19 protein-coding genes and 1 other RNA gene are annotated in these 20,501 nt (G+C 54.5%); 15 read left to right on the forward strand and 5 right to left on the reverse strand.

All coding sequences use genetic code 11. The features are described from left to right. Nucleotides 1–74: 74 nt before the first annotated feature. The gene (gene loiP / locus MUA00_RS13035) at nt 75–833 is read right to left on the reverse strand and encodes a metalloprotease LoiP (RefSeq protein WP_271123469.1); all 759 of its coding nucleotides are present in this window, start codon (nt 831–833) and stop codon (nt 75–77) included. Between the two features lie 282 nt (nt 834–1,115). On the opposite strand from loiP, the gene tkt reads away from it, so the two are divergent. The 7 genes from tkt to MUA00_RS13070 all read left to right on the forward strand — a co-directional run bounded on the left by tkt (nt 1,116) and on the right by MUA00_RS13070 (nt 9,467). Beyond that, nucleotides 1,116–3,107 carry a transketolase gene (gene tkt, locus MUA00_RS13040; protein ID WP_271123470.1) on the forward strand — a complete coding sequence of 664 codons (1,992 nt, stop codon included), beginning with the start codon at nt 1,116–1,118 and terminating at the stop codon, nt 3,105–3,107. 307 nt (nt 3,108–3,414) lie between these two features. Continuing rightward, nucleotides 3,415–4,434 carry an erythrose-4-phosphate dehydrogenase gene (gene epd, locus MUA00_RS13045; RefSeq protein WP_271123471.1) on the forward strand — a complete coding sequence of 340 codons (1,020 nt, stop codon included), beginning with the start codon at nt 3,415–3,417 and terminating at the stop codon, nt 4,432–4,434. A 48-nt stretch (nt 4,435–4,482) separates the two neighbouring features. Next, nucleotides 4,483–5,646 (forward strand): phosphoglycerate kinase, encoded by a 1,164-nt coding sequence (gene pgk, locus MUA00_RS13050; protein WP_271123472.1) that lies wholly within the window; start codon nt 4,483–4,485, stop codon nt 5,644–5,646. A 91-nt stretch (nt 5,647–5,737) separates the two neighbouring features. Next, complete coding sequence (gene fbaA, locus MUA00_RS13055; RefSeq protein ID WP_271123473.1) at nt 5,738–6,817, forward strand: class II fructose-bisphosphate aldolase; 1,080 nt, start codon at nt 5,738–5,740, stop codon at nt 6,815–6,817. Between the two features lie 178 nt (nt 6,818–6,995). Next, nucleotides 6,996–7,856 (forward strand): small-conductance mechanosensitive channel MscS, encoded by an 861-nt coding sequence (mscS, locus tag MUA00_RS13060; protein ID WP_271123474.1) that lies wholly within the window; start codon nt 6,996–6,998, stop codon nt 7,854–7,856. Between the two features lie 134 nt (nt 7,857–7,990). Next, a complete protein-coding gene (gene argO, locus MUA00_RS13065; RefSeq protein ID WP_271123475.1) occupies nt 7,991–8,626 on the forward strand; it encodes an arginine exporter ArgO in 636 nt (211 codons plus the stop codon). Between the two features lie 109 nt (nt 8,627–8,735). Continuing rightward, nucleotides 8,736–9,467 (forward strand): oxidative stress defense protein, encoded by a 732-nt coding sequence (locus tag MUA00_RS13070; RefSeq protein ID WP_271123476.1) that lies wholly within the window; start codon nt 8,736–8,738, stop codon nt 9,465–9,467. 77 nt (nt 9,468–9,544) lie between these two features. Here MUA00_RS13070 and argP read toward each other — a convergent pair whose 3' ends face one another. Continuing rightward, on the reverse strand, nt 9,545–10,444 hold the full coding sequence (gene argP, locus MUA00_RS13075) for a DNA-binding transcriptional regulator ArgP (RefSeq protein ID WP_271123477.1): 900 nt from the start codon (nt 10,442–10,444) through the stop codon (nt 9,545–9,547). A 166-nt stretch (nt 10,445–10,610) separates the two neighbouring features. Between argP and rpiA the strand changes: the two genes are divergently transcribed. Both rpiA and serA read left to right on the forward strand, forming a co-directional pair. After that, nucleotides 10,611–11,270, forward strand: a complete 660-nt coding sequence (gene rpiA / locus MUA00_RS13080) for a ribose-5-phosphate isomerase RpiA (RefSeq protein WP_271123478.1) — start codon at nt 10,611–10,613, stop codon at nt 11,268–11,270. 282 nt (nt 11,271–11,552) lie between these two features. Further along, the gene (gene serA / locus MUA00_RS13085; protein WP_271123479.1) at nt 11,553–12,791 is read left to right on the forward strand and encodes a phosphoglycerate dehydrogenase; all 1,239 of its coding nucleotides are present in this window, start codon (nt 11,553–11,555) and stop codon (nt 12,789–12,791) included. 88 nt (nt 12,792–12,879) lie between these two features. Here the strand turns inward: serA and MUA00_RS13090 are convergent, their stop codons facing one another. The 3 genes from MUA00_RS13090 to zapA form a co-directional block, all read right to left on the reverse strand. Beyond that, a complete protein-coding gene (locus MUA00_RS13090; protein WP_271123480.1) occupies nt 12,880–13,494 on the reverse strand; it encodes a 5-formyltetrahydrofolate cyclo-ligase in 615 nt (204 codons plus the stop codon). 23 nt (nt 13,495–13,517) lie between these two features. After that, a non-coding RNA gene (gene ssrS, locus MUA00_RS13095) (6S RNA) lies at nt 13,518–13,701 on the reverse strand. 41 nt (nt 13,702–13,742) lie between these two features. Further along, complete coding sequence (zapA, locus tag MUA00_RS13100) at nt 13,743–14,072, reverse strand: cell division protein ZapA (protein WP_271123481.1); 330 nt, start codon at nt 14,070–14,072, stop codon at nt 13,743–13,745. A 168-nt stretch (nt 14,073–14,240) separates the two neighbouring features. Here zapA and MUA00_RS13105 point away from each other — a divergent pair, with 168 nt between their 5' ends. The 6 genes from MUA00_RS13105 to gcvH all read left to right on the forward strand — a co-directional run bounded on the left by MUA00_RS13105 (nt 14,241) and on the right by gcvH (nt 20,496). Beyond that, a complete protein-coding gene (locus MUA00_RS13105; protein ID WP_271123482.1) occupies nt 14,241–14,819 on the forward strand; it encodes a YecA/YgfB family protein in 579 nt (192 codons plus the stop codon). A gap of 24 nt (nt 14,820–14,843) precedes the next feature. Then, nucleotides 14,844–16,160, forward strand: a complete 1,317-nt coding sequence (gene pepP / locus MUA00_RS13110; RefSeq protein ID WP_271123483.1) for a Xaa-Pro aminopeptidase — start codon at nt 14,844–14,846, stop codon at nt 16,158–16,160. Further along, entirely contained in the window at nt 16,157–17,335 is a 1,179-nt protein-coding gene (ubiH, locus tag MUA00_RS13115) for a 2-octaprenyl-6-methoxyphenyl hydroxylase (RefSeq protein ID WP_271123484.1), read from the forward strand. The genes pepP and ubiH overlap by 4 nt, the downstream gene beginning before the upstream one ends. A 12-nt stretch (nt 17,336–17,347) precedes the next feature. Then, complete coding sequence (gene ubiI / locus MUA00_RS13120; RefSeq protein ID WP_271123485.1) at nt 17,348–18,550, forward strand: FAD-dependent 2-octaprenylphenol hydroxylase; 1,203 nt, start codon at nt 17,348–17,350, stop codon at nt 18,548–18,550. A gap of 436 nt (nt 18,551–18,986) precedes the next feature. After that, nucleotides 18,987–20,084, forward strand: a complete 1,098-nt coding sequence (gene gcvT / locus MUA00_RS13125; RefSeq protein ID WP_271123486.1) for a glycine cleavage system aminomethyltransferase GcvT — start codon at nt 18,987–18,989, stop codon at nt 20,082–20,084. Nucleotides 20,085–20,106: 22 nt separating this feature from the next. Then, nucleotides 20,107–20,496 (forward strand): glycine cleavage system protein GcvH, encoded by a 390-nt coding sequence (gcvH, locus tag MUA00_RS13130; RefSeq protein WP_271123487.1) that lies wholly within the window; start codon nt 20,107–20,109, stop codon nt 20,494–20,496. The last annotated feature ends 5 nt before the right edge of the window (nt 20,497–20,501 follow it).

Raw genomic sequence — 20,501 nt, forward strand, 5'->3', positions numbered from 1 at the left:
GCTTACGCTTATCCGGCATACGTAGGGCTGTTGTAGGGTGGATAAGCGTAAGCGCCATCCACCATTTTTTTATCTTACTTCAGCCCATCCGCAGTCATGCGATCGCGAACATGCTGCGCGCGCTCGGCGGAAGCCGGGTGGTCGTCCAGCATTGAGCTCTGGCGGCCTTCTTCCTGTTTGGCAAGCTTCTCGAAGCTGGTTGCAAGGCCTATCGGGTTAATACCGCGTTTTCTCAGCAGATCGTAAGAATAGTCATCGGCTTCCGATTCCTGACGTTGAGAGAACTGCGCGTTCACCAGCTTTTCACCCAGGTCACCTAACTGCGATTGCGACAGGCTGCCAATCATGCCGCCGGCTGAAGCGGCGGCAACTCGCGCAGCGTTAGTGCCGAGCGCAACCTGCATACCTTTCTTCACGTGGCCGAGCGCGACGTGGCCCATTTCGTGGCCGATAACCGCTTCGACTTCGTTATCGTTCATCATGTCCATCAGACCGCTGTAAACGCGGATACAGCCGTTCGCCATGGCGAACGCGTTGACGTCTTTAGTGACGTAAACTTTGTAGTTCACCGGCATGCCGTTGATGTTGTCGCCCAGCGCGCTGGATATTTTTGTCAGGCGTTTCGCATAGTCGCTGCTTGCCGGGGCGATAGTGGCTTTACTGTCCAGCTCCGCACAAGATTTATCGCTCAGCTCTTTAACCTGCGCATCGCTTAGCGTATAGGCCTGAAAGGCTTCGGCGCCGGAGGTTAATAAACCGTTGGAGTCCATGTTTTGGCAGCCGCTCAGCGCGGTGGCGAGCGTCAGGCTCAGTAAAATAGGGCGCATCTTCATGGCCAGTCTTCCTTTATTAGTTTCAACAGCCCAGGGGCAAACTCCACGCCAGAAATGGCGGTGGATAAAGCTCAGTATAAATAAGTTAGCGAAGCGCGCGCAGCAACTTGCGCAACATGCGAGCGCTTCCTGGATATTTCTTACGGGGACAAAAGGATGCTCCATGTACATGACCTGCGGCTTGCGGTACATTGTTGGCAATTTTTCGGGCGTAGCCCATAACGCTTAGTAGTCAAGTCGTAAAACAAGGCGTGACCTTCAACCATCCGATCTGGAGTGAAAATGTCCTCTCGTAAAGAGCTTGCCAATGCTATTCGTGCGCTCAGCATGGACGCAGTACAGAAAGCCAAATCCGGTCACCCGGGCGCCCCTATGGGCATGGCCGATATTGCTGAAGTCCTGTGGCGTGATTTCCTGAACCATAACCCGCAGAACCCGGCCTGGGCCGATCGCGACCGTTTCGTCCTGTCTAACGGCCACGGTTCCATGCTGATTTACAGCCTGCTGCACCTCACGGGTTATGACCTGCCGATTGAAGAGTTAAAAAACTTCCGTCAGCTACATTCAAAAACCCCGGGTCACCCGGAAGTGGGCTACACCGCCGGGGTTGAAACCACTACCGGCCCGCTGGGGCAGGGCGTTGCGAACGCGGTAGGTATGGCGATTGCTGAACGTACCCTGGCGGCGCAGTTCAACCGTCCGGGCCACGATATCGTTGACCATTTCACCTATACGTTTATGGGTGACGGCTGCATGATGGAAGGCATCTCCCACGAAGTCTGCTCGCTGGCCGGTACGCTGGGTCTGGGTAAACTGGTCGCGTTCTACGACGACAACGGCATCTCCATTGACGGCCACGTTGAAGGCTGGTTCACCGACGATACCGCGAAACGCTTTGAAGCCTATGGCTGGCACGTGGTGCGCGGCGTGGACGGTCACGATGCGGACGCAATCAAGCGCGCTGTTGAAGAAGCGAAAGCGGTGACCGACAAGCCTTCCCTGCTGATGTGCAAAACCATCATCGGTTTCGGTTCGCCAAACAAAGCCGGCACGCACGATTCCCACGGCGCGCCGCTGGGCGACGCGGAAATCGCTCTGACCCGTGAACAGCTTGGCTGGAAACACGCTCCGTTCGAAATTCCACAGGATATCTACGCCCAGTGGGATGCGCGCGAAGCAGGCCAGGCGAAAGAAGCGGCCTGGAACGAGAAGTTCGCGGCCTACGCGAAATCCTTCCCGCAGGAAGCCGCAGAATTTACCCGCCGTATGAAAGGCGACATGCCTGCTGATTTCGCCGCTAAAGCGCAGGAGTTCATCGCGAACCTGCAGGCTAATCCGGCAAAAATCGCCAGCCGTAAAGCGTCCCAGAATGCCATTGAAGCCTTCGGCCACTGGCTGCCTGAATTCCTCGGCGGCTCTGCTGACCTGGCGCCTTCTAACCTGACTATCTGGTCCGGCTCTAAAGCCATCAACGAAGACCAGGCCGGTAACTACATCCATTACGGTGTGCGTGAATTCGGTATGACCGCGATTGCCAACGGCATCGCGCTGCACGGCGGTTTCCTGCCGTACACCTCCACCTTCCTGATGTTCGTGGAATACGCCCGTAACGCGGTGCGTATGGCGGCACTTATGAAGCAGCGCCAGGTGATGGTCTACACCCACGACTCCATCGGTCTGGGCGAAGACGGCCCGACGCACCAGCCGGTAGAGCAGCTTGCTGCCCTGCGCGTGACGCCGAACATGAGCACATGGCGTCCGTGTGACCAGGTTGAATCTGCGGTTGCGTGGAAATACGCTGTAGAACGTCACGACGGCCCGACCGCGCTGATTTTCTCCCGCCAGAACCTGGCCCAGCAGGATCGTACCGAAGAGCAGTTGGCGAACGTTGCCCGCGGCGCTTACGTTCTGAAAGATTGTGCAGGCACGCCTGAGCTTATCCTGATTGCTACCGGTTCAGAAGTTGAGCTGGCGGTAGCGGCATGGGATCAACTGAGCGCTGAAGGCATCAAAGCGCGCGTGGTTTCCATGCCGTCCACCGATGCATTCGACAAACAAGATCCGGCTTACCGTGAAGCGGTTCTGCCGAAAGCGGTTGCAGCGCGTGTGGCTATCGAAGCCAGCATCGCTGACTACTGGTACAAATACGTCGGCCTGAACGGCGCGGTTGTGGGCATGACCACCTTCGGTGAGTCCGCACCTGCCGAGCAGTTGTTCGAAGAGTTTGGCTTCACCGTTGAGAACGTGGTGAAACAGGCTAAAGCAGTTCTGTAATTTTTCTCTGCGTTGAAACGGGGCGCTCAGGCGGCCCGTTTTTTTTTGCGCGTTATTCGTCCCCGCCTGCCTGTCCGTTTCATTAATTCCATCAAAAATGTGACTTGCGTCAGAATAACGCCCGTCTGTCCCGCGCCAGCGTTCCTTTTATTCCACGTTTCGCTTACCATAGCTGAAGCGTTTCAGTTGATTATATGTTCGACAATTAAGCAATCAATTGCAGTTTCGTGAGCGCGAGGATTCCCCTCAGACTGTTGCTGGATTACTCTGTCAGCCACTTAGTTTCAGGGATCCTGGCAGGAGAGATATGACCGTACGCATCGCAATTAATGGCTTCGGTCGCATTGGGCGCAACGTGGTACGTGCTTTGTACGAATCCGGTCGCCGTGCGGAAATTACCGTTGTAGCAATCAATGAGCTGGCTGATGCTGCGGGAATGGCGCACCTGTTGAAATACGATACCAGTCACGGGCGCTTTGCCTGGGACGTGCGCCAGGAACGCGATCTGTTGTGGGTCGGCGATGACGCGATTCGCCTGCTTCACGAACCTGGCATCGCAGCGTTACCCTGGCGCGAACTGGGCGTCGACGTTGTACTGGACTGTACAGGCGTATTTGGTTCCCGCGCAGACGGCGAAGCCCATCTGGCAGCCGGCGCGAAAAAGGTTCTCTTCTCCCATCCTGGCGGCAACGATCTCGACGCAACCGTGGTTTTCGGCGTCAATCATGACGAAGTGAAAGCCGAACACCGCATCGTCTCGAATGCTTCCTGCACCACGAATTGCATAATCCCAATTATTAAGTTGCTGGATGACGCATTTGGCATTGAGTGGGGCACCGTGACCACCATTCATTCCGCCATGCACGATCAACAGGTTATTGACGCGTATCACCCGGACCTCAGACGCACTCGTGCTGCCAGTCAATCGATCATTCCGGTAGATACGCGACTTGCCGCCGGTATCACACGTGTTTTCCCGCAATTTAACGACCGTTTTGAAGCGATTGCGGTACGTGTACCAACAATAAACGTTACCGCCATTGATTTGAGCGTGACGGTGAGGGATGCAGTAAAAGCTAGTGAAGTCAACCTGTTGCTGCAAAAAGCGGCACAGGATTCATTTCATGGTATAGTTGACTATACGGAATTACCGTTGGTCTCGACTGATTTTAACCACGATCCGCACAGTGCCATTGTTGACGGCACGCAAACCCGGGTCAGTGGGCAACATCTGATTAAAACTCTAGTCTGGTGTGATAACGAATGGGGCTTTGCTAACCGAATGCTCGACACGACGTTAGTCATGGCTGCAAGTGGTTTCAGGTAGAGCGCATAAGCGTTCGCAAAACTTTAAGAATCAACGAGAGGATTCACCATGTCTGTAATTAAGATGACCGATCTGGATCTGGCTGGTAAGCGCGTTCTGATCCGTGCAGATTTGAACGTACCAGTTAAAGAAGGGAAAGTGACATCTGACGCACGTATCCGTGCATCTCTGCCGACCATCGAACTGGCTCTGAAACAAGGCGCGAAAGTGATGGTTACTTCTCACCTGGGCCGTCCGACCGAAGGCGAGTACAACGAAGAATTCTCTCTGCTGCCAGTTGTTAACTATCTGAAAGACAAATTGTCTGCCCCGGTTCGCCTGGCTAAAGATTACCTGGATGGCGTTGAAGTCGCTGCCGGCGAGCTGGTCGTGCTGGAAAACGTTCGCTTCAATAAAGGCGAAAAGAAAGACGACGAAACCCTGTCTAAAAAATACGCTGCTCTGTGCGACGTATTCGTCATGGATGCTTTCGGTACCGCTCACCGCGCCCAGGCTTCTACTCACGGCGTGGGTAAATTCGCGGATATCGCCTGTGCAGGCCCGCTGTTGGCTGAAGAGCTGGACGCGCTGGGCAAAGCATTGAAAGAACCTGCTCGCCCGATGGTTGCTATCGTTGGCGGTTCTAAAGTTTCCACCAAACTGACCGTTCTGGATTCCCTGTCCAAAATTGCTGACCAACTGATCGTCGGCGGTGGCATTGCAAACACCTTCGTTGCCGCTCAAGGCCACAACGTGGGTAAATCCCTGTACGAAGCAGATCTAGTTGATGAAGCAAAACGTCTGCTGACAACCTGCGATATCCCGGTTCCAACTGACGTACGCGTAGCGACTGAGTTCTCTGAAACCGCGCCAGCGACGCTGAAATCTGTAAACGACATCAAAGATGAAGAACAGATTCTGGATCTGGGCGATGTTTCTGCGCAGAAACTGGCTGAGATCCTGAAAAACGCGAAAACCATTCTGTGGAACGGCCCGGTTGGCGTGTTCGAATTCCCGAACTTCCGCAAAGGTACTGAAATCGTCGCTAACGCTATCGCCGACAGCGAAGCGTTCTCCATCGCAGGCGGCGGCGATACTCTGGCCGCAATCGATCTGTTCGGTATTTCCGACAAAATTTCCTACATCTCTACTGGCGGCGGCGCATTCCTCGAATTCGTGGAAGGCAAAGTTCTGCCAGCGGTAGCCATGCTCGAAGAGCGCGCTAAGAAGTAATAATTACGGGCAGGGTATCCTGCCCGTTGATTTCTTGTCGCCCGTAAACCTTAGGCGGCACAAACGTTTCGACGATACAGGACAAACAACCATGTCTAAGATTTTTGATTTCGTAAAACCAGGCGTAATCACTGGTGATGATGTACAGAAAGTTTTCCAGGTAGCTAAAGAAAACAACTTCGCTCTGCCGGCAGTGAACTGCGTAGGCACCGACTCCATCAACGCCGTACTGGAAACCGCTGCGAAAGTTAAAGCGCCGGTAATCGTTCAGTTCTCTAACGGCGGTGCTGCTTTCATCGCTGGTAAGGGCGTGAAAACCGACGTTCCTCAGGGTGCTGCAATCCTGGGCGCTATCTCTGGCGCACACCACGTGCATCAGATGGCTGAGCATTATGGCGTGCCGGTAATCCTGCACACCGACCACTGCGCTAAGAAACTGCTGCCGTGGATCGATGGCCTGTTAGACGCGGGTGAAAAACACTTCGCAGCGACCGGCAAACCACTGTTCTCTTCTCACATGATTGACCTGTCCGAAGAGTCTCTGGAAGAGAACATCGAGATCTGCTCTAAATACCTGGAGCGCATGTCCAAAATCGGCATGACTCTGGAAATCGAACTGGGCTGCACCGGCGGCGAAGAAGATGGCGTGGACAACAGCCATATGGACGCATCCGCGCTGTACACCCAGCCAGAAGACGTTGATTACGCCTACACAAAGCTGAACGCAATCAGCCCGCGCTTCACCATCGCGGCTTCCTTCGGTAACGTACACGGCGTATACAAACCAGGTAACGTTAAGTTGACCCCGACTATCCTGCGTGACTCTCAGGATTATGTGTCCAAAAAACACAACCTGCCGCACAATGCGCTGAACTTCGTGTTCCACGGCGGTTCCGGTTCTACCGCTCAGGAAATCAAAGATTCCGTGAGCTACGGCGTTATCAAAATGAACATCGATACCGATACCCAGTGGGCAACATGGGAAGGTATCCTGAACTACTACAAAGAAAACGAAGCTTACCTGCAGGGCCAGTTGGGCAACCCTAAAGGCGAAGATCAGCCGAACAAGAAATACTACGATCCACGCGTATGGCTGCGTGCTGCACAGACTTCTATGATCGTTCGTCTGGAGCAGGCTTTCAAAGAGCTGAACGCTGTCGACGTTCTGTAATTTAAAGCGCTTTATGCCTGAATCAAGCCCGCTTCGCGCGGGCTTTTTTGTCGATTTTTTTTGCACCTGTCGGCCATTTTTGTGACCAACCTGGCACATTCACCGGTTTTTACTTACCCTTTAAAGTCTTAGCCGCGCCTGTCGGGCGCAATTTTTCGGTAAGAACAAGGAACCGTGAATGGAAGATCTCAATGTAGTAGACAGTATTAATAATGCCGGAGGTTGGCTGGTACACAACCAGGCGTTACTGCTGAGCTATGCGGTCAACATCGTGGCGGCCATTGCCATTATCGTCGTCGGGATGATTATCGCCCGTGCGGTCTCTGGCGCAATTAATCGTGTGATGCGCGCTCGTCATATTGATGCAACGGTGGCTGATTTCCTTTCCGCTCTGGTGCGTTACGGGATTATCGCCTTTACGCTTATCGCAGCACTTGGCCGGGTTGGCGTACAAACCGCATCGGTTATCGCCGTACTTGGTGCCGCAGGTCTGGCGATTGGTCTGGCGCTGCAAGGCTCCCTTTCTAACCTGGCAGCAGGCGTCCTGCTGGTAACCTTCCGTCCTTTCCGTGCCGGTGAGTATGTTGATCTTGGGGGAACCGCCGGTACCGTACTGAGCGTGCAAATTTTCTCCACCACGCTGCGTTCCGCGGACGGCAAAATTGTGGTGGTGCCGAACAAGAAAATCATCGACGGAAACATCACGAACTTTTCACGTGAGCCCGTACGTCGCAATGAATTTATCATTGGCGTGGCGTACGACGCGGATGTCGACAAGGTCAGGCAGATCCTGACTGAAATCATCAATAGCGACGATCGTATCCTGAAAGACCGTGAAATGACGGTGCGCCTGAACGAACTTGGTCCCTCCTCGGTGAACTTTGTGATACGGGTCTGGAGCAACAGCGGCGATTTGCAAAACGTTTACTGGGACGTGCTGGAGCGCATCAAAAAAGCGTTGGATGAAAACGGCATCGGCATTCCTTATCCGCAGATGGACGTGAACTTCAAACGCGTAAAAGAGCCTGCGCAAGGCTGATTATTTATGGCCAGTTTCGGCTGGCCTCTTTATCATTAGCCATTCTGATAAACCATTAAAATTATCCATTTCCGCTAATAATTCTTCCCTGGTACACTTCTCTTCAGTTGCTAAACGTTGAAGAGTAAATCATCGTGTTATCTTACTATTTTCAAGGGCTTGTATTAGGCGCTGCTATGATCCTGCCCCTTGGTCCGCAGAATGCTTTCGTGATGAATCAGGGCATTCGTCGTCAGTACCATCTGATGATTGCCTCGCTTTGCGCATTAAGCGATCTGGTGCTGATCTGCGGCGGAATATTCGGCGGCAGCGCAATTTTGATGAGATCACCGTGGCTGCTGGCGATTGTGACCTGGGGCGGCGTGGCGTTTCTGCTGTGGTACGGGTGGGGGGCGCTGCGAACCGCGATGAGCGCCAGCGTGGAACTGGCAACGGCTGAGGTGATGAAGCAGGGGCGCTGGCGAATCATCGCTACCATGCTGGCCGTGACCTGGCTTAATCCGCACGTTTATCTCGATACTTTTGTTGTGCTGGGCAGCCTGGGCGGACAGCTTGCTGAAGAGCCGAAGCGCTGGTTTGCACTCGGCACCGTCAGCGCTTCGATTCTGTGGTTTTACGGGCTGGCGATTCTCGCCGCATGGCTTGCGCCGCGCTTGCGGACAGCGAAAGCCCAGAGGATCATTAACGGCGTTGTGGGTCTTGTGATGTGGTTTATCGCCTCCCAGTTGGCGTGGGACGGCGTCCGGCACATCAATGCGCTGGCGGGCTAATTCGCCTTTATCCGATAGACAAGTTACCATTTCAGACTAAGCTTGCTGCCAGACGCCCGCGTTCTTACCCGGACGTGATGACAGTGGAACGTAGCATGGAGGAATTACAGTGAAGTTTAAAACCCTGGCATTAGCCGCTTTAGTAGGATTTGGCTCGGTACCAGCGCTGGCGGATGAGTTGCCAAACGGCCCGCACGTTGTGACATCCGGCACCGCAAGCGTGGATGCCGTACCTGATATCGCCACGCTCGCCATTGAAGTAAATGTCTCCGCGAAAGACGCGGCATCGGCCAAGAAGCAGGCTGACGATCGTGTTGCGCAATATCTGACGTTTCTGCAGCAAAGCGGCGTCGAGAAGAAAGATATCAACGCCGCGAATTTGCGCACCCAGCCTGAATATGAATATCTGAAGGACGGTAAAACGCAGCTAAAAGGCTATCGTGCCGTGCGCCAGGTTGAAGTGACGCTGCGCAAGCTCGACAAGATGAACGAATTGCTGGATGGCGCTTTAAAATCCGGCCTGAACGAAATTCGTTCTGTTTCGCTGGGTGTTGCGCATCCGGAAGAGTACAAAGACAAAGCGCGTAAAGCGGCTATTGATGACGCGACTCGTCAGGCCAAACTGCTGGCCGAGGGCTTTGAGAGCAAACTGGGGCCGGTATATAGTGTGCGCTATCACGTTTCGAACTATCAGCCAGCGCCAATGGTGCGCATGATGAAAGCCGACGCTGCGGCGCCGGTTTCTGCGCAAGACACCTACGATCAGCAGACCATTCAGTTTGACGATCAGGTTGATGTGGTGTTTGAGCTGGAACGAGCTCAGAGTCAGGCTGCGCAATAGCAATTTAAAACGTAGTGGATGGCGTTTGCGCCATCCGACAAAATAAAGCCCGCTTTTGCACTTAAGCGGGCTTTTTGCTATTCGGCATCCTGACGCAGCACGCGGTGCCCGTATTCCAGCAGAGCGTCCGTCACGTTGCGCATCATCCTGCTTTCCGGCGCAAACCTGTGCCAGTACAGCATGCGCCTTTGCATCAGGCCAGGCGTCAGGTCGATTAACTCGCCGCTGTTGAGTTCTCTTTCAATTTGCAAATGCGGAATCATGCAACACGTCGTGCCCTGGCGCGCCAGTTGTACGAAGGCTTCCGATGAATTAACGATATGGCACGGCACGCTGCCGGGCGAAAGATCGAAGTTTTGCTGCAAAAACGCCTGATGCATATCATCAAGATGATCAAACGCCACCGCGGGCGCTTTTAATAGCGCAGAACGAGTGACGCCGTTCGGGAAGTAGCGAGCGGCAAAATCTTTGGAGCCGACAAACAGATAGTCCAGCGCGCCGAGCCGGTCGACCAGGCAGCTTGGCAGCGGCTGCGGTTGAATCGATACCGCGCCAACAACTTCGCCGCGACGCAGGCGTTCCTGAGTTCGGGTTTCGTCTTCGACCTGAAGATTCAGACGAATAGGGGAGTCGGCCAGCACCGGGGCAAGCGCTGGCAGCAACCAGGTTGCCAGGCTGTCGGCGTTTACCGCCAGCGACAGCAGCAGCGGCGTTGAGCCAGTTTGTTCATCACCCAGCCATTCTTCTTCCAGCAACTCCACCTGGCGCAACAGAGCCAGCAGTTTTTGCCCCTGTTCCGTCGGGCGCGGCGGCACCGTGCGAACTAACAATGGCTGGCCGAACATGTTTTCGAGCTGCTTGATACGTTGTGAAACCGCTGATTGAGTAATGCAGAGCTTTTGCGCCGCGCGCTCGAATCCTCGTTCACGAATAACCGCATCCAGCGCCTGTAGCGTTCTGTAGTCCGGGCGTTTCATTGTTGTTTGCTGACTCCTGTTTTCGTTGTGCCAGCACTATGACATAAATTTGTGACCGATCCAGACCAAATCCACAAAGATCGGATGAGTTCGGTCATTGCCGGGGACTTTCCCGCAACGCTTGCTTTATAATGCGCGTCAGTTTTCACAGCACAGGCAAATAACCATGACGCAGGATGAACTGAAAAAAGCAGTCGGTTGGGCAGCGCTCCAGTACGTGCAGCCAGGCACTATCGTTGGTGTGGGCACCGGCTCCACGGCCGCACATTTTATTGATGCTCTGGGCACCATCAAACATCAGATTGACGGTGCGGTTTCCAGCTCCGACGCCTCCACTGCCAAACTGAAAAGTCTCGGCATCCCCGTATACGATCTGAACGAAGTGGATTCTCTTGGCATCTATGTTGATGGCGCAGATGAAATCAACGGGCATATGCAGATGATCAAAGGCGGTGGCGCAGCGCTTACCCGCGAGAAAATCATTGCATCTGTGGCTGAGAAGTTTATTTGCATCGCGGATGCGTCCAAGCAGGTGGATATCCTGGGTAACTTCCCGCTGCCGGTAGAAGTGATTCCCATGGCGCGTAGCTGTGTAGCTCGCGAGCTCGTCAAACTGGGCGGACGCCCGGAATACCGCCAGGGCGTAGTGACGGATAACGGCAACATCATTCTTGATGTTTATGGCCTGAGCATCATCGACCCGATAGCGCTTGAAAACGCCATTAACGGCTTGCCGGGCGTGGTGACCGTTGGGTTGTTTGCCAACCGTGGCGCGGATGTCGCGCTGATTGGTACGGCTGACGGCGTGAAAACCATCGTAAAATGATCTGACCGGGGCGCACCATGCGCCCCAAAAATACGTATAAAAAATGACAAATTATTTTAACGGTAAATTTGGTGACATATGTCACATTCCTATAAAACACCTGTGATTCATTCCTGTAACTTCTGCACTACCAGCATTTTGTGCTAACCCCTTCCCTTTTATTCCTTTTTGTCACGGTGCGGATGCAATCGTTTATATTGCCGAAGGCGTAGATTTTGATATTTTGACAGAAGGGTAGCTTATAGGCAGTAACACAACAGCACAGAAAAATAGGGTCGGGAAATGGCAAAAGTATCACTGGAGAAAGACAAAATTAAATTCCTGCTGGTGGAAGGCGTGCACCAGAAAGCGGTCGAGAACCTTCGTGCGGCAGGTTATACCAACATCGAGTATCACAAAGGCGCGCTGGATAGCGATGCGCTTAAAGCTGCTATCCGTGATGCCCATTTCATCGGCTTACGTTCCCGTACTAACTTAACTGAAGATGTTCTGGCGGCGGCAGAGAAACTGGTCGCGGTCGGCTGCTTCTGTATCGGCACCAACCAGGTCGATCTGGATGCGGCGGCAAAACGTGGCATACCGGTCTTTAACGCGCCATTCTCCAACACCCGCTCTGTTGCTGAGCTGGTTATCGGCCAGCTATTGCTTCTGCTGCGCGGCATACCAGAGGCGAACGCAAAAGCGCACCGTGGCGTGTGGAACAAGCTGGCTGTAGGGTCCTTTGAAGCGCGCGGGAAAAAACTCGGTATCATTGGTTACGGCCATATCGGGACGCAGCTTGGCATTCTGGCTGAAGCGCTGGGCATGAACGTCTTTTTCTATGATATTGAAAATAAACTGCCGCTGGGTAACGCAACCCAGGTTCAGCATCTTTCCGATCTGCTTAACATGAGCGACGTCGTCAGCCTGCACGTGCCTGAAAACGCCTCGACTAAAAACATGATTGGCGCCAACGAACTGGCGCTGATGAAGCCGGGCGCGCTGCTAATTAACGACGCCCGCGGAACCGTGGTCGACATTCCTGCGCTGTGCGATGCGCTGGCCCGTAAGCATCTGGCCGGTGCGGCAATCGACGTGTTCCCGACGGAGCCTGCAACCAACAGCGATCCGTTCACTTCCCCGCTGTGTGAATTTGATAACGTGATCCTGACGCCGCACATCGGCGGGTCAACGCAGGAAGCGCAGGAAAATATTGGTCTTGAAGTGGCGGGTAAGCTGGCTAAATATTCCGATAACGGCTCAACGCTTTCTGCGGTGAACTTCCCGGAAGTTTCTCTGCCGTTGCACGGTGGCACCACAAGCCGCCTGCTGCACATTCACGAAAACCGTCCCGGTATTTTGACCGCGCTGAACCAGATTTTCGCCGAGCAGGGTATCAACATCGCCGCGCAGTATCTGCAAACGACGCCGCATATGGGCTACGTGGTAATTGATATTGATGCTGAGGAAGATGTTGCCGAGGCGGCATTGAAATCAATGAAGGCGATTCCGGGGACTATCCGCGCGCGCCTGCTTTACTAATCGGCTAATGGCGGGGGGCGCTACGCTTACCCGCCCTACATTTTTTGGCTTCAATAGGGTGGATAAGCAAATGCGCCATCCACCCGTTTCACCACTCCCAAAGCCGCGACGGCGTTACTACCGCAGGCAAAGGAATATCCCACTCTTCGACAGGCAGCGTCGGCACCAGTTGACAATCATGCGCCAACCCAACGGGCCATAAGCCATGCTGCCGCCAGTTCTGTAAAGTACGATCGTAGAACCCGCCGCCCATGCCCAGCCGTTGACCTTGCTCATCAAAGGCGACCAGCGGCGTTATTAACACATCCAGATTATCCAGCGGCAAGACGTTGCGCACATCAAGTTTTGGCTCAAGGATTTTCAGGCGATTCATTACCAGGTGGCTGTTTTTGTCGTAGCGTAAAAACAGCAAGCTGCCTTTACTGAAAGGATGAAGCACCGGCAGGTAAACGGCCTTTCCAGCTTGCCACAATGCTCGAATCAGCGGACGCGTATCCAGCTCGCCATCAAAAGATAAAAACACAGCGACGTTTGCGGCATTGATCACCGGCGGAAAGCTAAGCATACGTAAAGCGGCCTGTTCGGCGAAGATTTGCTGTTCGGTATCAGTGAGGGTACGGCGTCGTTGCCGAATGGTTTGGCGAATTTCAGTACGAAGCGCTGAGACAAAATGGGGTGGTGAACTTAACGGATTGTGCGTCATGCGAAATGACCGGGTAGAAAGAGGGAATCTCCGAGATGCCGCCGCAGGCTGTAACCCTTGAACCCTTGGTTCAAGGTGAATGCAGCGTCACTGTCTTAAGGCTTCTCGGACGGACCGAGCATGCTCACCGACGGTGGAGCACCACATTCTTGTGGTATGAAATATCGGCTCAGGGGACTGGCCCGCTTGCAAACATCTCAGAGAAATTTTTACTTCACAGTCACTCTACCATAGTCAACTGTAAAGCGTTATTCAAAATTTGGACCCTGTCTTTCTGTTATGCGACCTTGCTCAAGTAACGCTTGTTCAATGGTCTGCTGTAACATTTTGATCCGCTGTTCCATGTTAGCAGCGTAGTCACGGGTTTTCGATTTTTCCTGAGCTAATTCATAGCAAATGTTTAGCGCTGCGATGAAAACTAACTGCTCAGTATTTGTGACTCTAGTGCGAACTTTTAAATCTTGCAACCGCTGATCCAGCTCAACCGCAGCCTGATTCAGCGCATCCTGTTGTTCAGGCGGACAATTCACGCGCAATGAACGACCGAAAATTTGGATATCGACTGGTTGTGCAGACATGCCACCTTCCTGCTGTTAACTCGCCTGCCTGACGTAACCCATTAGCAGGTCACGAAAGGGGCGTCACTATAGCTACCCCGTTATGAAGATACAAGCCCTTTTCTGGTGCCCCGGAGTCCCTGGTGGTAGCATAACATGAACTATCCCTGCCAACGATGACGAATGCGCATGTCTATACAGAACGCTATGCCAGGCTACGACGCCGTAAGCCAACTTTTGAACCAACAGGGCGTGGGGCTCACTCCCGCGGAAATGCACGGCTTAATCAGCGGCATGCTGTGCGGCGGTAATAAAGACAGTAGCTGGCAACCGCTGCTGCACGACCTGACAAACGAAGGACTGGCCTTTAGCCAGAACCTGGCCGATATCCTGCGCGATATGCATGGCGCAACCGGCGACGCCCTGGAAGACGATGGTTTTCTGTTCAAGCTCTACCTGCCAGACGGCGATGAAACCACGGTGTTTGACCGTGCGGACGCGCTGGCCGGTTGGGTGAACCACTTCCTGCTGGGGCTCGGCGTCACCCAGCCTAAGCTCGATAAAGTCGCTGGCGAAACCGGCGAGGCTATCGACGATCTGCGCAACATCGCCCAGCTTGGTTATGACGAGGATGAAGATCAGGAAGAGCTGGAAATGTCGCTGGAAGAAATCATTGAGTACGTGCGGGTTGCCGCATTGCTTTGCCACGACACCTTTACCCGTCCGGTGCCAACCGCGCCAGAAGTGCGTAAGCCAACGCTTCACTAAGAACAATAAGCTTCAGGAGGTGTGATGACTCAGCAGGAATTTCTTCGCCGCCGCCAGGCGCTACTGGCGAAAATGGCTCCGGCCAGCGCCGCGCTAATTTTTGCGGCTCCCGAAGCAATACGCAGCGCGGACAGCGAATATCCGTACCGCCAGAACAGCGATTTCTGGTACTTCACCGGTTTTAACGAGCCTGAAGCGGTACTGGTGCTTATCAAAAGCGACGAAACTCACAACCACAGCGTGCTGTTCAACCGGCTGCGTGATAAAACCGCCGAAATCTGGTTTGGTCGTCGTCTGGGGCAGGAAGCCGCGCCGGAAACCCTGGCGGTCGATCGCGCCCTGGCTTTTTCCGAAATTGGCGAACAACTGCATCAGTTGCTGAATGGCCTGGATGTCGTCTATCACGCCCAGGGCGAATATGATTACGCTGACAGCATCGTGTTTGCGGCGCTGGATAAGCTGCGTCGCGGCTCCCGCCAGAATCTCTCCGCTCCTGCAACGCTTACAGACTGGCGTCCGTGGGTGCACGAGTTGCGCTTGTTTAAATCAGAAGAAGAGATCGCCGTGATGCGCCGGGCAGGGGAAATCACCGCGCTCGCCCATACTCGCGCGATGGAAAAATGCCGCCCGGGCATGTTCGAATATCAGCTTGAAGGCGAAATTCTGCATGAGTTTAGCCGCCACGGCGCACGTTTCCCGTCTTATAACACCATCGTTGGCAGCGGTGAAAACGGCTGCATTCTGCATTACACCGAAAACGAAAGTGAAATGCGCGACGGCGATTTAGTGCTGATCGACGCAGGCTGCGAATACAAAGGTTATGCAGGCGACATCACCCGCACCTTCCCGGTAAACGGCAAATTTAGCGCACCACAGCGGGCCATTTACGACATCGTTCTCGAATCCCTGGAAACCGCGCTGAAGCTTTATCGCCCCGGCACCTCAATGCAGGAAGTAACCGGCGAGGTCATTCGCATTATGGTTAGCGGTCTGGTGAGGCTTGGCATTCTTAAAGGCGAAGTCGACCAACTGATTGCGGATAATGCGCATCGCCAGTTCTTTATGCACGGCCTGAGCCACTGGCTGGGGCTGGATGTGCACGATGTCGGCGCGTACGGGCAGGATCGTTCCCGCGTGCTTGAGCCAGGCATGGTCATCACCGTTGAGCCGGGCCTGTATATCGCGCCGGATGCGGATGTGCCTGCGGAGTACCGCGGCATTGGCATTCGTATCGAAGACGATATCCTCATCACCGCCGAAGGTAACGAAAACCTGACGGCGAGCGTGGTAAAATCCGCAGATGACATCGAAGCCTTGATGGCGGCGGCGCGTCAGCTATGAGCGTAATCATTGTCGGCGGCGGCATGAATGGCGCAACGCTTGCGCTTGCCATCTCAAAAATGACGGGCGGTAAACTGCCGGTGCATCTGGTAGAAGCCACCGCGCCTGATTCAGCGATTCATCCAGGCTTCGACGCTCGTGCCATTGCGCTGGCGCAAGGCACCTGCCAGCAGTTGACTAACATCGGCGTCTGGCCTGCCATTTCGTCGTGCGCCACGGCAATCACCTCTGTGCATGTGAGCGATCGCGGCCACGCCGGTTTTGTCACACTTAAAGCAGAAGATTATCAGATTAGCGCGTTGGGGCAGGTTGTTGAGCTGCATGATGTCGGCCAGCGGCTGTTTGCCCTGTTACGTAAAGCGCCTGGCGTTACGCTGCATTGCCCGCAACGTGTGGCTTCCTTCATTCGTGAAGAAAATGGCGTTAGCGTTACACTCGATAACGGCGCGGTGCTTGAAGGTAACGTTCTGGTCGCGGCGGATGGTTCGCGTTCCGGGCTTGCGGAACAGTGTGGCATTACCTGGCAGCAGGAGGATTATCGGCAAATCGCCGTTATTGCTAACGTCACTACCGCGCTGCCGCATAATGGCCGTGCGTTCGAACGTTTCACGCAGCATGGTCCGCTGGCAATGTTGCCGATGTCTGGCGGACGCTGCTCGCTGGTCTGGTGCCATCCGTGGGATGCGCTGGAAGAGGTGAAAAGCTGGAGCGACGAACGCTTCTGCAACGAACTGCAACGCGCCTTCGGCTGGCGTCTGGGACGCATAACTCACGCGGGCGCTCGCAATATCTATCCGCTCGCACTGACCACCGCTTCACAGGCGATTTCGCACCGCGTGGCGCTCGTCGGCAATGCAGCACAAACTTTGCATCCCATTGCCGGCCAGGGCTTTAACCTCGGCTTGCGCGATGTTATGTCGCTCGCAGAATCTCTGGCCGCGGCCTGTCAGGCACAGCAGGACCCGGGCAGTTACCCGGTACTGGCAGAATATCAGCAGCGCCGGGCAACAGATAAAGCCGCCACTATTGGCGTAACGGACGGTCTGGTGCAATTATTTGCCAACCGTTGGGCGCCACTGGTGATTGGGCGTAATCTTGGCCTGATGGCGATGGAACATTTTACTCCGGCACGCGATGTGCTGGCACAGCGCACCCTTGGCTGGGTTGCGCGTTAAAGGAGAGTCAATTTGCAAAGCGTTGATGTGGCGATTGTTGGTGGCGGCATGGTAGGCCTGGCTGTTGCCTGTGGCCTGCAGGGCAGCGGTCTTCGCGTGGCTGTACTGGAGAATCATCTTCCGCAGCCGCAGGCCCCTGACGCCCCCCCGGCGCTACGCGTGTCGGCCATAAACGCTGCCAGTGAAAAGCTGCTGACTCATCTTGGCGTCTGGCCAAAGATCATCGCCCAGCGAGCCTGCGCCTATCACGGCATGGAAGTGTGGGAGAAGGACAGCTTCGGGCACATTGCTTTTGATGATAAAACCTATGGTTTTAGCCACCTCGGCCACATTATTGAAAACGCTGTGATTCATCATGCGCTCTGGCAGCGTGCGGAGCAGTGCGCAGATGTCACGCTAATGGCGCCCGCTGAATTACAGCAGGTTGCCTGGGGTGAAAACGAAGCGTTTATCACCTTGAAAGACGGCGCGATGCTGACAGCGCGCCTGGTCGTCGGTGCAGACGGCGCCAACTCCTGGCTACGTAAACAGGCGGATATCCCGCTTACCTTCTGGGACTACCGCCATCACGCGCTGGTTGCCACTATTCGTACCGCGCAGCCGCATCAGGGCGTGGCTCGCCAGATTTTCCACGGCGAAGGCATTCTGGCGTTCCTGCCGCTTTCCGATCCGCATTTATGCTCGATTGTCTGGTCGTTGCCGCCGCCGGAAGCGGAGCGTATGCAAAACGCCTCGCCCGAAGAGTTTAACCAGTCGCTTTCCGTGGCCTTTGATATGCGGCTGGGGCTTTGCAGCGTTGAAAGCGAACGTCAGATCTTTCCGCTAACCGGGCGCTACGCGCGTAGTTTCGCAGCGCATCGCCTCGCGCTGGTGGGCGATGCGGCACATACCATTCACCCGCTGGCCGGGCAGGGCGTCAACCTTGGCTTTATGGATGCCGCCGGGCTGATTGATGAAGTTCGCCGTGCGCATCGGCAGGGCAAAGATATCGGTCAATATCTGTATCTGCGCCGCTACGAGCGTAGCCGCAAGCACAGCGCGGCGATGATGCTGGCGAGCATGCAGGGCTTCCGTGATTTGTTCGCAGGCAGTAATCCAGCCAAAAAGCTTTTACGCGACGTGGGGCTGAAACTGGCCGATACGCTTCCGGGCGTGAAACCGAAATTGGTTCGGCAGGCGATGGGGTTGCAGGATCTGCCGGCCTGGCTTCGCTAACTCAATAACGTTAGGTCGATCACATTTCCCTTTCCGGTCTTCGGAAAGGGATCCGCCTCCCTCATTTGAAATATTCTAATCTCAGGCTAAATTTCGGATTACTTTTTTTAATGGCATGTTTTTCTTGATGCAGTGAATTTGTTTCTGAAATGGTCGTAAATGTTAGCTAACTCTAAATTCTTCGTTTAGCACTTGCGGTTTATGCGCACTGCCTCGCATTTTTGCAGTTGAATACTCTGCATGCTGCATCGCCTGTTTGGGTCATAAGCTAATGCAATAGCTGTTTTTCCCTTATGGTTTACACGTCCTTTCAGTGGTAAGTTCAGACCAAAGGTAACGTTTGCGTCGCTATCGGGAACGGTGGCGATGCCGGGTTTCGTCTGACAGAAAGCAAAGTGTAAAAACGCTTTGTAACCAGTTGGTTAAAGAGGAAAAGATGGCTCAACAGACCCCTTTGTTTGAACAGCATAATCTCTGCGGCGCGCGCATGGTGGATTTCCATGGCTGGATGATGCCGCTGCACTACGGCTCGCAGATTGACGAACACCACGCGGTACGCACCGATGCGGGCATGTTCGATGTTTCCCACATGACCATTGTCGATTTACATGGCAGCCGCACCCGCGAATTCCTGCGCTATCTGGTAGCCAACGACGTTGCCAAACTGACCCAGCCGGGCAAAGCCCTTTACACCGGGATGCTCAACGCCTCCGGCGGCGTTATCGACGACCTGATTATCTATTTCTTCACCGAAGACTACTTCCGCCTGGTGGTTAACTCCGCCACTCGCGAAAAAGACCTTGAGTGGATCAACCAGCACGCTGAACCGTTCGCGGTTGACGTGACCGTACGCGACGACCTTTCTCTGATTGCCGTGCAGGGGCCGCATGCCCAGGCCAAAGCTGCAACATTATTCACTGAAGAACAGCGCAGCGCGGTAGCTGGCATGAAGCCATTTTTTGGCGTGCAGGCGGGCGATTTGTTTATCGCGACCACCGGCTACACCGGCGAAGCAGGCTATGAAATCGCCATGCCAAACGAGAAGGCCGCAGGCTTCTGGGCGCAGCTTGTTGAAGCGGGCGTTAAGCCTTGTGGTCTCGGCGCGCGTGACACGCTGCGTCTGGAAGCGGGCATGAACCTCTATGGCCAGGAAATGGACGAAGGCGTGTCCCCGCTGGCGGCAAACATGGGCTGGACCATTGCATGGGAGCCCGCTGAGCGTGATTTTATCGGCCGTGAAGCCCTTGAAGCGCAGCGCGCAAAAGGCACCGAGAAGCTGGTTGGCTTGATCATGACCGAGAAAGGCGTATTACGTAATGAATTGCCCGTTCGTTTTACCGATGAATCCGGCAACGCCTGCGAAGGAATTATTACCAGCGGCACCTTCTCGCCAACGCTTGGCTACAGCATTGCTCTGGCGCGCGTACCGGCCGGTATTGGCGATACCGCCATCGTGCAGATCCGCAACCGCGAAATGCCGGTAAAAGTCACTAAACCTGTTTTTGTTCGCGCCGGCAAAGCCGTCGCACAGTAAATTTTGAGAGAGGAAAAGAACAATGAGCAATGTGCCGAATGAACTGAAATACAGCAAAGAACACGAATGGCTGCGTAAAGAAGCGGATGGTTCCTACACCGTAGGCATCACCGAACACGCGCAAGAGCTGCTGGGCGATATGGTGTTTGTCGATCTGCCGGAAGTGGGTTCTACCGTTAGCATTGGCGACGACTGCGCCGTTGCGGAATCCGTTAAGGCCGCATCCGACATTTATGCCCCAATCAGCGGTGAAATCATTGCCGTAAACAGCGAGCTGGAAGGCTCCCCGGAACGGGTGAACAGCGAACCTTACGCCGGCGGCTGGATCTTTAAAATTAAAGCCCGCGACGAGTCCGAACTGGACGGCCTGCTGGACGCCGCCGCCTATGAAGCCCTGCTGGAAAACGAGTAATACTG

The sequence above is a fragment of the Dryocola boscaweniae genome, from assembly GCF_025215095.1.
In the GTDB taxonomy this organism is placed as follows: Bacteria; Pseudomonadota; Gammaproteobacteria; order Enterobacterales; family Enterobacteriaceae; genus Dryocola; species Dryocola boscaweniae.

Coding starts and splice junctions, on each gene's coding strand:
- mscS (WP_271123474.1), top strand. CDS start 6,996: ATGGAAGATCTCAATGTAGTAGACAGTATTAATAATGCCGGAGGTTGG.
- gcvH (WP_271123487.1), top strand. CDS start 20,107: ATGAGCAATGTGCCGAATGAACTGAAATACAGCAAAGAACACGAATGG.
- MUA00_RS13105 (WP_271123482.1), top strand. CDS start 14,241: ATGTCTATACAGAACGCTATGCCAGGCTACGACGCCGTAAGCCAACTT.
- pepP (WP_271123483.1), top strand. CDS start 14,844: ATGACTCAGCAGGAATTTCTTCGCCGCCGCCAGGCGCTACTGGCGAAA.
- rpiA (WP_271123478.1), top strand. CDS start 10,611: ATGACGCAGGATGAACTGAAAAAAGCAGTCGGTTGGGCAGCGCTCCAG.
- tkt (WP_271123470.1), top strand. CDS start 1,116: ATGTCCTCTCGTAAAGAGCTTGCCAATGCTATTCGTGCGCTCAGCATG.
- ubiH (WP_271123484.1), top strand. CDS start 16,157: ATGAGCGTAATCATTGTCGGCGGCGGCATGAATGGCGCAACGCTTGCG.
- zapA (WP_271123481.1), bottom strand. CDS start 14,072: ATGTCTGCACAACCAGTCGATATCCAAATTTTCGGTCGTTCATTGCGC.
- gcvT (WP_271123486.1), top strand. CDS start 18,987: ATGGCTCAACAGACCCCTTTGTTTGAACAGCATAATCTCTGCGGCGCG.
- serA (WP_271123479.1), top strand. CDS start 11,553: ATGGCAAAAGTATCACTGGAGAAAGACAAAATTAAATTCCTGCTGGTG.
- argP (WP_271123477.1), bottom strand. CDS start 10,444: ATGAAACGCCCGGACTACAGAACGCTACAGGCGCTGGATGCGGTTATT.
- fbaA (WP_271123473.1), top strand. CDS start 5,738: ATGTCTAAGATTTTTGATTTCGTAAAACCAGGCGTAATCACTGGTGAT.
- loiP (WP_271123469.1), bottom strand. CDS start 833: ATGAAGATGCGCCCTATTTTACTGAGCCTGACGCTCGCCACCGCGCTG.
- pgk (WP_271123472.1), top strand. CDS start 4,483: ATGTCTGTAATTAAGATGACCGATCTGGATCTGGCTGGTAAGCGCGTT.
- MUA00_RS13090 (WP_271123480.1), bottom strand. CDS start 13,494: ATGACGCACAATCCGTTAAGTTCACCACCCCATTTTGTCTCAGCGCTT.
- epd (WP_271123471.1), top strand. CDS start 3,415: ATGACCGTACGCATCGCAATTAATGGCTTCGGTCGCATTGGGCGCAAC.